The 16,009-nt window shown below is 66.4% G+C and carries 10 protein-coding genes and 1 pseudogene; 7 read left to right on the top strand and 4 right to left on the bottom strand.

Features of this window, described 5'->3' with window-relative positions; all coding sequences use genetic code 11:
- Nucleotides 1-405: pseudogene (locus V7053_RS04185) on the top strand (preprotein translocase subunit SecA); the annotation flags it as partial.
- Between the two features lies 1 nt (nt 406).
- Here the strand turns inward: V7053_RS04185 and V7053_RS04180 are convergent.
- The gene (locus tag V7053_RS04180; RefSeq protein WP_334171015.1) at nt 407-898 is read right to left on the bottom strand and encodes an Rv3235 family protein; all 492 of its coding nucleotides are present in this window, start codon (nt 896-898) and stop codon (nt 407-409) included.
- A 1,015-nt stretch (nt 899-1,913) separates the two neighbouring features.
- Between V7053_RS04180 and V7053_RS04175 the strand changes: the two genes are divergently transcribed.
- Nucleotides 1,914-2,390: a hypothetical protein gene (locus V7053_RS04175; protein WP_334171014.1), complete on the top strand. Its 477-nt coding sequence runs from the start codon at nt 1,914-1,916 to the stop codon at nt 2,388-2,390.
- A 33-nt stretch (nt 2,391-2,423) separates the two neighbouring features.
- Here V7053_RS04175 and V7053_RS04170 read toward each other — a convergent pair whose 3' ends face one another.
- Nucleotides 2,424-2,648 carry a helix-turn-helix domain-containing protein gene (locus V7053_RS04170; RefSeq protein WP_334171013.1) on the bottom strand — a complete coding sequence of 75 codons (225 nt, stop codon included), beginning with the start codon at nt 2,646-2,648 and terminating at the stop codon, nt 2,424-2,426.
- Between the two features lie 156 nt (nt 2,649-2,804).
- Here V7053_RS04170 and V7053_RS04165 point away from each other — a divergent pair, with 156 nt between their 5' ends.
- From V7053_RS04165 to V7053_RS04150, 4 genes are all read left to right on the top strand, one after another.
- Nucleotides 2,805-3,446 (top strand): SAF domain-containing protein, encoded by a 642-nt coding sequence (locus V7053_RS04165; protein WP_334171012.1) that lies wholly within the window; start codon nt 2,805-2,807, stop codon nt 3,444-3,446.
- The gene (locus V7053_RS04160) at nt 3,443-4,795 is read left to right on the top strand and encodes an AAA family ATPase (protein WP_334171011.1); all 1,353 of its coding nucleotides are present in this window, start codon (nt 3,443-3,445) and stop codon (nt 4,793-4,795) included. Before V7053_RS04165 ends, V7053_RS04160 begins: the two co-directional genes overlap by 4 nt.
- 61 nt (nt 4,796-4,856) lie before the next feature.
- Complete coding sequence (locus V7053_RS04155) at nt 4,857-9,722, top strand: NAD-glutamate dehydrogenase (RefSeq protein ID WP_334171010.1); 4,866 nt, start codon at nt 4,857-4,859, stop codon at nt 9,720-9,722.
- A gap of 71 nt (nt 9,723-9,793) precedes the next feature.
- A complete protein-coding gene (locus tag V7053_RS04150; RefSeq protein WP_334171009.1) occupies nt 9,794-11,272 on the top strand; it encodes a sensor histidine kinase in 1,479 nt (492 codons plus the stop codon).
- A gap of 140 nt (nt 11,273-11,412) precedes the next feature.
- On the opposite strand, the gene V7053_RS04145 is transcribed toward V7053_RS04150, so the two are convergent.
- Nucleotides 11,413-11,661, bottom strand: a complete 249-nt coding sequence (locus tag V7053_RS04145; RefSeq protein WP_043127419.1) for a WhiB family transcriptional regulator — start codon at nt 11,659-11,661, stop codon at nt 11,413-11,415.
- A gap of 243 nt (nt 11,662-11,904) precedes the next feature.
- Here V7053_RS04145 and V7053_RS04140 point away from each other — a divergent pair, with 243 nt between their 5' ends.
- On the top strand, nt 11,905-12,333 hold the full coding sequence (locus V7053_RS04140) for a hypothetical protein (protein WP_334171008.1): 429 nt from the start codon (nt 11,905-11,907) through the stop codon (nt 12,331-12,333).
- Here the strand turns inward: V7053_RS04140 and V7053_RS04135 are convergent.
- Nucleotides 12,296-16,009 (bottom strand): FtsK/SpoIIIE domain-containing protein (locus V7053_RS04135; protein WP_334171007.1); only part of this gene is annotated, 3,714 nt, incomplete at its 5' end. The two genes, V7053_RS04140 and V7053_RS04135, sit on opposite strands and share 38 nt — an antisense overlap.

Genomic DNA, 16,009 nt, shown 5'->3' with positions numbered 1-16,009 from the left:
GAGCACCTCTACGAGATGGACTACCTCAAGGAGGGCATCGGCCTGCGCGCCATGGCCCAGCGGGATCCGCTCGTCGAATACCAGCGCGAGGGCTTCGCCATGTTCCAGACCATGATGGAGGGAATCCGCGAGGAGTCCGTCAGCTTCCTCTACAACCTCGAGGTGCAGGCCGCCGAGGCCGCCCCCGAGGGCGCTCCTGCGACGGCCTCTGGCATCGAAGCGCCCGAACGCCCCGCTCAGCTCCAGTACAGCGCCCCCGCGGAGGACGGTTCGACAGAGACGCACGTCGAGCAAGCACGGTCCGCGAAGGCTGCCCAGAATGGTTCACGTGGAAACCGGCCAGGAGCGACGGGGCCCGGATCAGGCCAGCAGGCGCCGCGGCGCGCGAAGAACCGTCGCCGCTGATTCAGCCGATCTCGAGCGCGGTGACTCGCCACCCGCTCCCACTGAGGTGTTCGAGCCGTAGAGCGACCGCGCGGCTGCGCAGGCGGTCCGAGACGACTGCGGATGCTTCGTAGACGCCCGGGGCTACGAGGCTCGCTCGGGCCGAGGTGACTGTTGACGCGCGGTGGGCCTGCGTCGCGCGTGAACGGGGTGGCGCCAGATCGGAGCGTCCAAGGTTTGCCCGCAGCTGGAGCCGTGAGAGCAGGTCACGCGACATCCACGGCGCGAGCTGCTGGACGGGCCGCTGTCCCGCGAGCACTTCCACGGCTGCGCCAGTGATGCGCGCCGCCAGCTGTTCGACCGCGTGCTTCTCGGCGTTCGAGCCCACGGCATGGAGCGAGCGGGGAGGCGGCGGAGCTGGCGGGGCTGCAAGCGCCGACGTTCCGTCGAGTCCCCCGCCCGACGGCGGGGATGCGGCGGTCGCAGGGGAGCCCAGGGGTGAGTCCGCGCTCATCGTGATTCCTCCGTCGGTGAGTGCATCGTCGACTCTCGCAGCATTCCTCTACTCATGGCTTCGGTGGGAGGAGCAGCTGCCCCGGACGGAGGAAGTTGGGGTCGTCTCCCATCACGCTGCGGTTCGCCTCAAACCACAATGGCCACATCTCGGCGACATCGACGGCGTCGGCCCGTGGTCCCAGATGACGGGCAACGATGCTCCAGAGGGAGTCTCCGGGGCGCACCTCGACCGCCGACGACGGGGTCGCCGTCGCCCGTAGTTCGGGACGAGTGAGGGGGCCGGACGAGGTCGGGACGGGCCTGGGCGTCCAGGCTTCTGGCTGCGGGTCCTGTTCACGCACTGCGGACGCACTGGGCGCTCCGGGACTGCTGGCAGCTTCGCGGGGAACGGAGGCGGCCGCGAGGGGAGCTGCGGCCTGCCACGTGGGGTCCGGAGGCTGCTCCTCTGCATACGCCGCGGGACCTACTGCGAGAGTCGCTCCAAGAACCGCCAGGGTGAGTCGTCGCATGAAGGGCGGAGCGGGCGCGGCCGCCCACCGGGCCGCGCGTTGCCGTCCCCCAGCTTGCAGCAGAGCGGCGAGGACGGCGAACGTCATCGCCAAGAGCCACCAGGCGACGATGATCAAGCCCACAGCGCTTGCGCAGATTCCGAGGAGTGACTCAGCATCCGAAGGGCTCCGGCTTGAAGCAATCACGCGTCCAGCGGCAGCCAGGACGGATCCCGCTGCGAGAACGAGTCCTGCTGCAATGGCGTCGCTCGGTGCTTGCCGTGCTGCTGGCTTCATCTGGTCCCCCTATTTCAGATGTCCGAGAATGCTTCTTGGTGTCGTTTGATCCGTTTTGATCAGCTGAGGACAGTCTGAGCACTTTTGACAAGTAGTGTCTACCGTCGTTCGGCGTCGATTGCTCCACACACGCGGCCTGCCTAGGGTGGGCCCATGCGTTGGGGGAGCCTTTTCGATGATCTGGAAGCACAAGTAGCCGCCGCTGAGAGAGCGGCTTTCGAGTCCGGAGTGAACGAACTGGCCCGCGCTGAACAGGGGTCCGTTTCTCTCGTTGATCGGCTGCGTGGGCAGTCGGCCTCCCTCGAATTCGTGCTCCGCGGCGGACTTCGCTTCCACGGCCGAATCGTCGAGTTGGCCGAGGAATGGTGCGTGATCGACGCAGCTCCGCGCAGCATCCTCATGCCGATGCGGGCCGTCGTTGCGATCAGTGGGGCGGGCCGGGAAGCGATGCCTGAATCCTCATCCGTGCGGCGTTCCCTCAGCATTGGTACCGCCCTCCGGGCCCTCGCCCGTGACCGCTCGCCCGTCCTCTGCCACTACGACGTGGCACCTGGCGAGCCGGGCGCCGCCCTCGGGATGATCGACGTTGTCGGACGGGATTACCTTGAGCTCATCAGCCGCCGAGCGGACGCGTCACTTCGCGCCGTGCGAAGAAGCACGCTTGTCCCGACAGCCTCGCTTGTCGCGGTCATTTCTCAGCTGTAGGGGTCGCGCCCAGGCCGGCTGACGGCCAACAGTTCAGGAGTCTGCAGGCCGAGAGCGGCGCTGTTCGGCCACCATCCGCTCGGTCTTGGCGTAGCTCTCCTGGATGTACTCCTCGAGCTTGACGTCTTCGACTCGCCACTGGCCGCGGCCGCCGACCTGAATCGCCTTGAGCTCGCCGCTCCGGACGAGGGCGTAGGCCTGGGCGGCGCTGATCTGCAGCTGCTCGCAGACGTCCGCGAGGGTGAGGAACCGAGGCATGCCTCCATCCTGCCAGCCCCGAGACCTATTTGACGGATATGCAGCAGGTTTGGCGTGATTTGACCCTCTCTGTTGGTGGTAGGGAGCTCTGGCCTCACCATGGTCTCTGGACGCCGTCAGTGGCGCGCGAGGACGTGACGTTTGGGGGAGCGCCGCATGAGCACAGCCGGGACGCAGGCGGGGCTTCGACTGCGGAAGCCATCATGGAAGGACCCGAGGCTTCTTCTGGGTCTCCTCCTGGTCCTTGCCTCAGTCGCCGGGGTCGTCGGTCTCGTGCGGTCGGCGGAAGCGGGCAACGTGGTCTACGCGGCCAAGGACGATATTCCTGTCGGGCAGCCTGTGGGATTGGATCAGCTCGTGCCCGTGGAAGTGAGGCTCGGTGCAGCGCTTGATCGCTACGTCGCCGAAGGGGACCTCCCGAGCGGACGCGTAGCAGTGCAACGCGTCTCGAAGGGCGACCTCATCCCGGCGTCCAGCCTCGGAAGTGCAGATGTCCTCGGTCGCAGCCCGGTTGCGATCGGTCTGCAGGAACCCCTCCCGGCGGAGGCAGTCGCGGGAACCCGTGCCGACGTCTGGGTTGCCCTGCCGGACGGGCGGAATGGCTTTGCCGAACCCAAGCTGCTCATTCCGGCCTCGGAAATCGCCCAGGTCCAGTCGGCAGCTCCAGGTCTTGGAGGTCCTCGGGAAACTGTCGTCTACGTGCTCGTGGACCCGGACAAGCTGCCTCAGTTGCTGGCCGCGCAGGCCAACAAGGCCAGAATCTCGGTCGTCTGGAATCCGTCAGGACGCACCCGATGAGACTTCCCGTCGTCGTCATGGGCTCGGACTTCGCCGAGGTGCGTGAGCAGCTTGGCCGCACTGGTCGCGGCATTGCGGTCGTGCGGGAATGCGAGGAGCTCGCAGAGCTCATCGCTGCCTGTCAGAGCGGGGCGGCTCGGGTTGCGGTGGTCGCCGGAGGCACGGCAGACGTCACCATGACCCTCGTCGATCGACTTCTCGCGGTGGGCGTGGGGGTCGTGTGCTTGTCGGACGACGACGGCGAGAGGCGTCGTCTCGAGGGGCTGGGAGCTTTCGCCGCTCCCGTCGACGTTCTCGGCGAGCAGTTCGAGGAGCTGGTCGCGCGTGCGGCCGACCATGCGGCGAGGTCGGCGATCGCTGACTGCCCGCCTGCTTCGTCGTTCTCCGTCGGCGGGTCTCTCCCTTCCCCCAATCTGGTCGGTGCCGGCCTCCGCGGGGAGGCCGTCATGGAGTCGGCAGTGGGGGAGATGGCCGAACCTCGAGTCGACTCAAACGCTCGAATCATTGCGTTCTGGGGACCCATCGGCTCCCCGGGGCGCACGACGCTCGCAGTGAATGCCGCGGCCGAGCTGGTAGCGCGCGGCCGAAGGGTCGTTCTTGTCGATGCAGACACGTACGGGCCCAGTATCGCTGCGCATCTCGGGCTGCTTGATGAGTCGGCCGGTCTTGCTCAAGCGTGTCGGCTCGCCGACCAAGGACACCTCGACCCGACGGCACTCCAGCGCCTCGCTGTCCCGGCCGTCACCCAGGGCGGAGAGCTTCGTGTGCTGACAGGCATCACGCGGGCCGATCGGTGGAATGAGCTGAGGGCCGCATCGCTCTCAGCGGTCCTCGAAGCGTCCCGCGGTGGGGCGGACGACGTCGTGGTAGACGCCGGGTTCTGTCTCGAAGCCGATGAGGAGCTCTCCTTCGACACGATGGCACCCCGGCGCAATGCAGCCACGCTCCGTGTCCTCGAGATGGCGGACAGGATCGTGGCGGTGGGCGCGGCTGACGCCGTCGGCTTGCCGCGCCTTGTGAGGTCTATGGACGAACTGGCGAACGCGGTCCCCGCTGCCGCTCCCGAGATCGTGTTCAACAAGGTGAGGAGGGGCGCCCTGGGGCGCTTTCCCGACAGGTCTCTGCGAGATGCGTGGGAACGCTTCGGCCCCGCTCGGCCTATCGCCGGGCTCATTCCCTTCGACGCCGAGACGGTCGACGCGGCTCTCTTCGCGGGACAAACTCTGCTGGAAGCCGCTCCTCAGAGCACTGTACGAGCCGCTATAGCGGATCTCGTCTGTTCGCCCGAACAGCGAAAACGACGATCTGTTGTGTCAAATGCTAGGGCAGGCATCTGGGGTCCGCGCTAGGCTCAAGACAGCGCTGCAATGCGGCAGCGCGGAATCCGTTCCTCTGGAGGCGATTTTTACCGTGTCGACCGGAACTGCACAGCAGACACCGTTCCCCACCGCCGAGCAGGAGGCCCGTTTCCTCGCGGACTACTACGAGCATCTTGCCGAAGAGGACAGGCAGTCTTATCCGGCAGCCACCCTGGCCCAGCGCGCTCGCCATCATCGGTCGTTCGCAGAGCAGCGGAGCCCAGGTGCCGCCAAGGTCGAAGTGGTCGACGAGGGCGGTCGGAGTGTCGTCTACATCGTGACCGACGACATGCCGTTTCTCGTCGACTCGGTGAGCGCCGAACTCGTGCGTGGACGCTGCGCCATCCACCTTGTCGTGCATCCCATGTTTGTTGTGACCCGCCAGCGCAACGGAGGGTCACTCGTCGAGGTCCAGCGGGTCCCGGCGCAGTGGGGGCTCACGAGCGGCGACACGGCCGCGCTCCCGAAGCTCAGCCACCTCGTGGCCGACGGAGATCTGGCGACGCATATGGAGTCGTGGATCGCCATTGAGATCGATCGGCTCCCGGCCGCTCGCAAAGCTGAGCTCACCAACGGTCTGCTCCGGGTCCTCGGGGACGTGCGCGCCGCGGTCGATGATTGGCAAGCCATGCGCTCGAAGGCCCTCGACATCGCTCGCGACCTCGACAACGTCGTGGGACGCGAGGACATCCCAGACCTCAAGCCGACCCAAGAACTGCTGCACTGGCTTGAGGCAGGCAACTTCACGTTCCTTGGGTATCGCGAATACGACCTCAAGAAGGAGAACGGCGAGGACGTTCTGGAGCTCGTCGACGGGAGCGGCTTGGGCCTACTGCGGGGCGACGGGGCACACGCGCTCCAGCACCTCACGGCCGAGGGCCAGGCGCACGCGCGCGAGCGCCGAGCGCTCGTGATCACGAAGGCGAATTCACGCAGTACGGTTCACCGTTCGGCCTATCTCGACTACATCGGCATCAAACGCTTCGATGCTCAAGGCAGGGTCGACGGTGAGCGCCGCTTCATCGGCCTCTTCGCCTCGTCGGCCTATACACAGTCCGCGCGCAGCGTCCCCATCGTCAAGGACAAGATCGAGGCCGTGATGCGCCGCTCCGGGTTCCCGGCGGATTCGCACTCCGGCAAGGATCTCCTCGCGATCCTCGAGACGTACCCGCGCGACGAGCTGTTCCAGATGAATGCGGATCTGCTGTTCGAGACGGTGACCCGGATCCAGCTCCTGCAGGAACGGCGGCGTACACGGCTCTTCCTCCGGCCCGACTTCTACGGCCGGTTCATGAATGCGGTCGTCTATCTCCCGAAGGACCGCTACAACACGGCGGTGCGTCGAAGGATCGAGGTTGAGCTCGAGCGAGAGTTCCATTCGGATCAGATCGACTACGACGCCCACCTGAGCGACTCCGCTTTGGCTCGCCTGTACTTCCGCATCCGCCTGCCGAAGAATGCCGACGTCGCGGCCATCGATCCCGTCGCACTCGAGCAGCGGCTCGTGACGGCCACGCGCTCGTGGGCCGAGGGCATCGCCCAGGCGCTGCACGAGAACCGGCCGCTCGACGAGGCCGAGCATCTCGCCGCCGTGTGGCAGGATGCGTTCCCTGCGTCGTACCGCGTCGACTACAGCATCGAGGACGCGCTCGAAGACATTGAGCGGTTCGAAGCGTATGCGGAGGAGCGTGCAGCGGCGGAGAAGGAGGAAGGCGACGAGGTCGCCGAGCGGCCGTCGGTCCGGGTCTACGTCCCCGCTGGGGTGGGTGCCGAGCTCGAGGAAGACGCCCGAGTGAAGCTCTACCTCCTCGAGCCGAAGAGCCTCAGCCAGATCCTGCCGTTCTTCCACAACCTCGGACTCGAGGTCTTGGACGAAAAGCCCTTCGAGATCGAGACGGCCGACGCGCGAGACTTCTTCCTGTACGACTTGGGGCTCAAGTACCCAGCGGGCATCGATCCTCTCGCGACTGGGGAGCTTCTCGGGAACTCCTTCAGCCTGGCGCTTTCGGGGGAGGCCGAGTCAGACTCGTTGGATCGACTGGTGCTGCGCGAAGGAATGCGCTCGAGGCAGGTCGTGATCCTGCGGAGCTATGCGAAGTACATGCGCCAGATGGGGAACACGAACTCGCTCGGATTCATCTCGGACACGCTCCTTGCGAACCCGGCGGTAACGCGCCGCCTCATCGCGCTCTTCGAGGCCAGGTTCGACCCGAGCCTCAGCGCCGAGACGCGGACGGCTTCAACCGAGCGGCTCCGGTCCGAGCTGGGGGAGGCGCTCGACGAGGTACCGACGCTCGACGCAGACCGCCTTCTTCGGACGTTCATCAACCTCATCGAGGCCTCGCTGAGAACCAACTACTATCTCGGCAAGTCCTACCTGAGCATCAAGCTGCGCCCTGCGGAGATCGAGGGCCTTCCCTCGCCGAAGCCGATGTTCGAGATCTGGGTCTACTCGCCGCGCGTCGAGGGCGTCCACCTCCGCTTTGGCAAGGTTGCGCGCGGTGGTCTTCGGTGGTCGGATCGTCGCGAGGACTTCCGCACCGAGATCCTCGGTCTCGTCAAGGCTCAGGTGGTCAAGAACGCGGTCATCGTTCCGACAGGTGCCAAGGGAGGATTCTTCGCCAAGCGATTGCCGAACCCTTCGCTTGACCGTGCAGCGTGGCTTGCCGAGGGCATCGAAAGCTACAAGACGTTCATCCGGGGGCTGCTCGATCTCACCGACAACCGGGTGTCGACGCCGGAGGAAGGCGAGAGCGTCGTCGCTCCGTTGGGCGTCGTCCGTCATGACGACGACGATCCGTACCTCGTGGTCGCGGCGGACAAGGGCACTGCAAGCTTCTCCGACATCGCGAACGGGATCTCTGCCGAGTACGGCTTCTGGCTCGGCGATGCTTTCGCGTCAGGCGGTTCTGTCGGCTACGACCACAAGGCGATGGGAATCACGGCTCGCGGGGCGTGGGAGTCGGTCAAGAGGCACTTCAGCGAGCTCGACGTCGACACCCAGAGCGAGGACTTCACCGTCGTCGGCGTGGGCGACATGTCGGGTGACGTGTTCGGCAACGGAATGCTCCTTTCGGAGCACATCCGATTGGTCGCGGCCTTCGATCACCGGCATCTGTTCCTCGATCCGACCCCCGATCCGGCGGCCTCGTTCGCCGAACGGGAGCGGCTGTTCAAGCTCCCCCGCTCATCCTGGGATGACTACAACAAGGAGCTCATCAGCTCTGGCGGCGGGGTTTATCCCCGTACTGCCAAGTGGATCCCCGTGTCGGAGGAGGTGCGGATCGCGCTGGGCCTCCCTGAGGGGACGAAGCAGCTGAGCGTCAACGAGATTCTGCGTGCCATTCTCCTTGCCCCGGTCGATCTCCTCTACAACGGCGGAATCGGTACATACGTCAAGGCGAGCACCGAGACCAACGCGCAGGTCGGTGACAAGGCCAACGACGCGATTCGCGTCGACGGGAGGGATCTTCGGGTCAAGGTCGTCGGTGAAGGCGGGAATCTCGGGTTCACCCAGCGTGGCCGCATCGAGGCCGCGCTGCAGGGCGTCATCCTCAATACGGATGCAATCGACAACTCGGCGGGTGTCGACTGCTCTGACCATGAGGTGAACATCAAGATCTTCGTCGACCGCATGGTCGCCGCCCGAAAGCTCTCCGAGGACGAACGGGCGGAGTTCCTGGCGTCGATGACGGATGAAGTCGCTCAGCTCGTCCTCCGCGACAACATCGACCAGAACATCCTGCTCGTCAACGACCGCTCGCTGGTCGCACCGCTGAGCCCCGCCTTGGAGCGGCTGATGGACTGGCTTGAGGTGCACGCCGACCTCAACCGCGAACTCGAGGCACTCCCAACGACTGCCGAGCTCCACCGTCGACTTGAGCAAGGCCAGGGGCTCACCTCCCCTGAGCTGAGCGTCTTGGCCGCCTACGCGAAGATCGAGCTCACCGAGTCGCTGCGGGAGAGCGATCTCGCCGACGATCCCTGGTTCAGGGCGACGCTCCGGAACTATTTCCCCTCCGAGCTGCGCGAGCGCTTCGGGGACGATCTCGACCTCCACCCGCTGCGTCGCGAGATCATCGCCACGATCGTCGCGAACGACATGATCAATATGGGCGGCATCACCTTTGCCTTCCGCGCGATCGAGGAGACCAGCGCGACGGACGCCACCGTCGCAAAGGCTTTCGTGGCCCTCCGCGAGGTCTACCAGCTAGACGAGCTGGTCGAGTCCGTGAACGGGCTCCCGGCATCGTTCCCGACCGAACACTGGACGACGATCCATCACGACATCCGTCGCCTGCTGGATCGCGCCGTTCGCTGGCTCATCCATCAGGGGACCGGCAACCACACCATCGGCGAGGTCGTCGAGCTCTACGGTCCGACGATGAATGCCCTCCGTTCTCGGCTGCTTGATTTCCTGCGGGGCCAAGACGCTGACCGGGTGCGCGAGTGGCTCGAGCGGGGACTGTCCTGGGGCCTTCCTCAGGGATTCGCGCAACGTTGGGCCGAGCTCTTCGAGAGCTATGCGCTCCTCGACATCGCCCGGCTCTCGCAGGGCTCCTCCGAGACGGTCGAGGAAATTGCCGGCGTCTACTACACGGTCTTCGATCGGTTCAACATCGATGCGTTGCTCGAACGGATCACGTCACTCCCGCGCAAGGATCGTTGGCAGGCCCTCGCGCGTGCTGCTCTCCGGGACGACCTCTACAGCACGGTTGCGGACATGACGCGATCGATCATGGAGCTCGCCCCGGCAGGTTCTTCGCCGGAGGAGCGATTGGCGGCGTGGGAGGCTCAGAACGCCGAATCGCTCAGCCGCGCAGCCACGATGTTCCAAGAGGTCAACGCACTCGAGAGCGACGACATGGCTTCCCTCTCGGTAGCATTGAGGCTGCTCCGGTCGATCGTGCGCCACTAGGCGCAGCGTCGGAGGCCGCGCGGGTGATCGCACCCGCGCGGCTGGCCTCTCTCTAGTGACAAGGCGGTAGCGTGGCGCTCTTCACGGACACGATCCGGGAGCAAGCTGATTTCGGGCCTGGCGACGCCGAGTGGCTCCATCTGCTGGTGGGCGACTGGCAGCTCGTAGCGGACTTGGCGTTCGCAGATCTGGCCCTGTGGTTCCCCGACCCGAGCGAGGGGTATACCGCCTTGGCTCACGTGCGTCCGTCGACGACCCACACGGTGTTCCACGAGGACATCGTCGGTGAGCGGATTCGGGGCGACCTGAGGCCTCTCGTCGATCGAGCGTGGACGACGCAGTCCATCGAGCGGAGTCACGAGACGAGCTTCAATTCGGAGATGGCATTGCGCGTTGAGGCCGTTCCGTTCGTCCGCAATGGCCGGACGCTCGCCGTCGTCACCTCGCACATGGACCTTTCCAGCTCGCGCATGCCATCGCGTCTCGAACTGACCTACCGTCAGTGCGCGTACGACCTGCTCCGGATGGGCACGCTGGGGCTCTGGCCTGACTTCGCATCCCCGACCGGCTCTCGCCGGGGGGCGCCGCGAGTGGGGGACGGGCTCATCCGTCTCGATGCGGAGGGGATCGTTCAATATGCGAGCCCCAACGGGGTTTCGGCGTTCCGACGCCTCGGCGGCTTTGATTCGCTTGAGGGGCGTTCGCTTGCGGAACTGACCACGGACCTGCTCAAGGACCGACGGCTCGTCGACGAGACGCTTCCGCTCGTCGTGACTGGCCGCATGCCGTGGAGGAGCGAGATCGAATCGCGGGGAGTCAGCCTTTCGCTGCGCGCCATTCCCCTCCGCGACGAGCGTGAGCGCTTCGGTGCGCTCGTTCTGTGCCGTGACGTTTCGGAGCTGCGCCGGCGTGAGATGGAGCTCGTCACCAAGGACGCGACCATCCGTGAGATCCACCATCGCGTCAAGAACAACCTGCAGACCGTCGCCGCTCTCCTGCGGATGCAGTCACGGCGGATGAAGAGCGAAGAAGGGCGTCAGGGACTCGAACAGGCGATGCGCCGCGTGGCCACGATTGCCTTGGTCCATGAAACGCTCTCCCAGGGGCTCGCACAGAATGTGGACTTCGACGAGCTCATCGACCGCCAGTTCCGTCTCTCGGCGGAGGTCGCCACGGGCAACCAGCACGTTGCGACCGAGCGTGAGGGCGAATTCGGAGGGTTGCCAAGTGATCTGGCCACCCCGCTGGCGCTGGTCATCAACGAGCTCGTGACGAACGCAGTGGAGCACGGTCTGGAGGACCGCTCGGGAACCGTGTGGCTCAGCGCGCGGCGCGGGATCGATGAATCAGGCGAGGAGACGCTCGAAGTGACGGTGGCAGACGACGGCGTGGGGATGCCTGAGCAGCACAACCGCCACGAGGGGCTGGGTCTCCAGATAGTGCGAACGCTGGTGACGAGTGAGCTCGGCGGATCGATTCAATGGGGACCGCGCCCAGGGGGTGGGACCGAAGTGACGATCATGCTTCATCCCGGCCCTGCTCGCAGCTGATCCGGCGGTCAAAGGTGAACCGCCCGCCGCGCTAGGCGCGACGGGCGGCGAAATCCCTAGGCCAGAAGTTCTGGCGGCGGGTCAGGGAGCAGAGGTTCTGGCTGATGGGCAGGAGGCCTGGTTCTCAGGAGGCGCGGTTCTCAGGAGGCGCGGCGTGCGCGCGCGGCGCGGCGCTTGAGGGCGCGACGCTCGTCCTCACTCATTCCGCCCCAGACGCCCGCGTCCTGGCCGGACTCGAGCGCCCACTGAAGGCAGGTATCGATCACCGGGCACCGACGGCAGACGCTCTTGGCCTCCTCGATCTGGAGGAGTGCCGGTCCGGTATTCCCGACAGGGAAGAACAGCTCGGGATCCTTGTCGAGGCATGCAGCACGATCACGCCAATCCATGGTTCTTGAAGTACTCCGTTCCGGGGGACGCTACCTTTGTGAACTTTTTCACGAGGCGTCTCAAAGCAAAGGGGCCTATCTGGGCCCCGCGGTCAACTCCCATAAGGTTGTCACGTTAACTGTGTGTAAACAAGGGGGGCGAAGGAGGATTTGGGCCTGTAGAGGGAGGGATGCGTCACATCGGAACCGTTGCGCGGCGCCCTCTTCTCGGCGGTTTTCCGCCGTCCCCGGTAGTCTCTGCCTGTGCAGTCTTCCAGTGCCTCGGACCAGCGCCCCTCCAAGCCGATCCAGCTCACGATCCTCGTCGGGCTTGTGCTCCTCGAAGCGCTAGCCCTCCTGATCATCGCCGGGATGTACGCGGTCGAACTCGCAGCGGGCCAGGCGCATGTTTCTCCCGGGGGAGCGATCTTCACCATGGTGCTCCTCGTCGTTCTGGGTGCGGGCGTCGGTGTTGCCGGCATTCTCTTGTGGCGCGGCTACCGGTGGACGCGTTCAGTGGTGCTGGTGGTGCAGCTGTTTGCCGCGACCATCGGGCTGCCGACGATGTCGGGAGGCTACGTCTTCTACGGGCTCTTGATCCTCGTCCCGGCCGCGGCGGCGCTCTACCTTCTGTTCTCGCGCCCCGTCTTCGCCATCACGCAGCGGCCTGTCCACGAGAACCCCCCGGACTGAGCACGCGCCGGCCGCTTGCTGCGGGAGCCAGCCAGCCGAGCTGAACTTCGGTCTGGCGTCCTCCGACCACTGCGATGGCGCGCCCGGGGACGAACTGTTCCAAGGGGTTGAACCGAACGCCGAAGGCATCTCCGTCGCCCGGGGAACGAGGTCCTAGCGCGATACCGGTGGTGCTGGGACGGGCCACAGCGAAGGGCAGCCTGCCGAACATCGGACCCCCGTACCCGGCAGTGGCGATCACGGAGACGCCTTCGTCGAGAGCCAGACGGATCGTTTCTCCTCCCTTCGCGCCCAGACCGTCAGCGTCGTCGATGAGGAGTATCGGTGCTTCCCCGGCTCTCGCGGCGGCGAGAGCGTCATGCAATGCCCCCTCGCCGCTTCCCGCGAACCAGGGGCCCAGGGTGGGATTCATGGCAGGAAGCGCCTCGAGGAAGCAGGACTTCCCAGATCCGGGGCTCCCCAGGACCAGCAGGAGCCCGCGCGGCCCAAGAGGGACGGAGAGCGGATCGTGACGGTCCCCGTGGAGCCCGATGGCCACGAGGCGTCCTTGCTCTCCTTGCCTGCACTCTCCGAGGGCAGCGCTTCGCAGCGTTGCTTCTGCCACTTGGGCCGCTGTTACGGCAGTTGGAAGGGGGAGAACCCGAAGCGCTGGTCTCAGGTTGGGGTCAGGGGCGGGGAATGAACGGGGGCTTCGTGCTGGCGCGCTGAAGCACTGAACCAGAACGGGCTCCTCGTATTCGAGGAGGCCAGTGGCGATTCCGCGCGATGGCCCGGCTCCGCGCGATGGCCCGATTCCCCGGGATGGGCCAGCAGGGCCGTGGGGAAGTCGTGGCCACCCCAGGCGCGCGTCGTCGGGAGTCCCGTGCGGGAGAAAGAGCCGGCAGCGGAACTCGCCGAAGATGCGGGACCCGACCAGATCTCCCTCGCCCGCGACAAGGAGCACCAGCCCGGACGACCGGTCATTCCGAACGAGATCGTTGAGTTGACCTTCCGTCTTCGAATAGGGCCCGTGCCGGAAGGCCGACACCCAACGGCTCCACCCAGAGATGATGAGGAAGAGGCTGGGCTGGGTCGACTCCGGAGCTCCTTTCGGGGAGCAACTCCTCGCCGCAGCTTCGGAGAGCCCTGCAATGACGCGCGCTGCGTGCCCCAGATCGTCCAGCCGAGCGTAGGCTCCGGTTCGGACATGGTGCTCCAGATGGGACAGGCATACGTCAGCGTCGAGAATGTACAGGTGCCGTGGGCGCAGGCCGTCGCCGAGCTGGCTCGCGATGCTCGCGAGAACCGGGCCCGCTACGGTGGACCTGCCAGCGATGAGTGCCAGATGTCCTTGTGCCTCTGGCACCCAGCGCAGCGCAGCGAGCCGCTGCTCCTGCGGAAGATCGGCCACCCCGAGCAGAACTCGGCGCCCCCCGATCGGCGCGGGCCCGGCGTCGTCCGGAAGCGGGGCAGCGACTGGGCGCCGCGCCGGAGTCCCACCAAGCGAGCCCCATGCCGATTGCGCCGCTTGCACAAAGAGGCCCGTCGACGGATCTGAATCCTCTGGCTGAGCGGCCGGTCGAGCAGTTCCGCGGAGCCACTCCGCCGCCGATTCGAGTTCGGCGTTCAGCCTTGGGTTGCGAGCGAGCCGAAGGGACGCGGTCTGGAATTCAAGCGGGTCGCTTCCGCCGAGTGCCACATAGCCGCGCCCCGGAAGCGCCGTTGACACCCGGGCGGCGAGGTCGGAACCGATGATGTCCCGGGATTCGGCAGCGCCGCTGACGCGCAGGGCGATCGCGCACCCGACGTTGGCGCGGATGTCGGCGGAAATCGCACCATGTGGCCGCTGGGTTGCCATGATCAGGTGAATCCCGAGAGACCGACCGACGCTCGCGATGCGGAGAAGCTCACGCAGGGATTCAGGCTCCTCGTCCACGAGGACTCTGAACTCGTCGACGACCAGGGCCAACCGGGGCAGAGGTTCGGTCTCGTTCCGGGCTGCGTAGACGTCGATGTCGTCGCAGCCGCCCTCAGCAAGCAGCCGTTCGCGCCTCACCACCTCGGAACGCAGCGAGACGAGAACGCGGCTCAGCCCTCCGCTGAGGTCGGTCACGAGGCCGACGCAATGGGGGAGACCCTCGAGCGGTGCGAGCCCGGCGCCTCCCTTGAAGTCGATGAGGAGAAATGTCAGCTGGTCCGGCGAATGCCGGGCAGCCCCTCCCGCGATCATGGTGCGCAGAAGTTCGGACTTGCCCGCTCCCGTCGTCCCGGCCACGAGAACGTGGGGACTGCCGGAGACCAGATCGATCCCGAGCGGTCCGGACTCGGCGACTCCAAGTGGAAGCCAGCAGCCCTTCCTCGGCGACCGGGCGCTCCACGTTTCGATCAGTTCCGCGCGAGTGAGGCCGACGAGCAGGTCCAGGCCGCACGCGTCGGGCAGCGGACCGCCCGTTGTGGGCGTACCGCCAGAAGAGGAGCGCCGGAGTGAGGTTCCGCGCGCTGCTCGTGCACGCGCTGCTCGTGCACGCGCTGCTCGTGCACGCGCGGCCCGTTCAAAGGGAACAGAACCAAGCAGGTCGGGGATGAATTCGGACCGAAGACGTCTGGAGGTCAGGAGCCCGGATGATTCGCCGACGTGAACGAGGGTGTCGTGGCTGCTGAGCACTCCCGTGCCGTCCACGACCCAGGCACCGTGTCTTCGCGATTCCTGCGCGAAGACATGGGTGCTCGCTTCAGGAGCGCCTGGAAGCAGGATGGCCACGTCTCGGCCGTCCCCCAGAACCAGGCTTCGCGCGGCTTCGGTGCCCGCGTCGCCGTCTCTGAGGATGCGGACCCCGGGCAGGAAACGGGCTGCGAGCCGTAGTCGGTCCGAGCCACCCACAAGGTGGACTCGCACTCGCTGCGCTGCCGGAAGGACGGCCAGCTGCAGCAGCAGGAAACGCACGAGCCCTTCGACCTCGGTGACGCGGCCCTCGAGGCGGACCGTTCCCTCGACGCCCACGACCAGTGGAGCCCGGGCGTGATGCGGCGGCGACGGCAGCGGAGGCTCGACGGCGAGGTCTGCCGGGAGCCGCGCTGTGCCCAAGCGGACGAAGACCGGGCCGTCTTCCGGTGCCCCCTCTGGGACGTCAGACACTGCCTCGGAGGCCAGGCACAGCTGCGCGGCATCAGGCGCTGCGGCGACTCTGCGGACCAGATCCTGCTCGACGGCGTCGGCCAGCCCACGCTTGAAGACGCGTCGCTCTTTCTCCCCCTCGGCGAGGGGGAGGGCCAAAGAGATCAGGGACATGGTCGAGAAGGCCAGGAACATCCATTGGCCGAAGAACAGCGCCAACGCCAGACCCATGGCCAGTGGCGCTAAGCCCAAAGCGAGCATCGTCGTCGTCCGCTGGGGTGGGATGCGCCGCACGACCCTGAGGGACTCCCCGTGCTGGGACCCTCCTCGCGGGTCAAGCGTCGACTCGCCCTCGAACTCGAGGCTGCACACGCTCGCGCCGACGCGGAATTCTTGCCCGGCCTCGAGGGTGGTCTCACGCACCCGCAGATTCCCGAGCCAGGTTCCGTTGGAGCTCCCGCAGTCGACCAGGCGGACGACCGTGTCGGTGACGTGGAGCTCGGCATGACGGCGCGAGAGCTCCGGGTCCGGAAGGCCTATCCTGCCGGGCCGTTCCCGCTCGTCGCCCTCAGAGCGGGAGAT

Source organism: Sinomonas sp. (genome assembly GCF_036848755.1).
Lineage (GTDB): Bacteria > Actinomycetota > Actinomycetes > Actinomycetales > Micrococcaceae > Sinomonas.
The sequence above is the reverse complement of the archived record's forward strand: the minus strand, read 5'-3'. Positions and strand labels throughout refer to the sequence as shown.

Coding starts and splice junctions, on each gene's coding strand:
- V7053_RS04165 (WP_334171012.1), top strand. CDS start 2,805: ATGAGCACAGCCGGGACGCAGGCGGGGCTTCGACTGCGGAAGCCATCA.
- V7053_RS04160 (WP_334171011.1), top strand. CDS start 3,443: ATGAGACTTCCCGTCGTCGTCATGGGCTCGGACTTCGCCGAGGTGCGT.
- V7053_RS04170 (WP_334171013.1), bottom strand. CDS start 2,648: ATGCCTCGGTTCCTCACCCTCGCGGACGTCTGCGAGCAGCTGCAGATC.
- V7053_RS04145 (WP_043127419.1), bottom strand. CDS start 11,661: ATGGATTGGCGTGATCGTGCTGCATGCCTCGACAAGGATCCCGAGCTG.
- V7053_RS04180 (WP_334171015.1), bottom strand. CDS start 898: ATGAGCGCGGACTCACCCCTGGGCTCCCCTGCGACCGCCGCATCCCCG.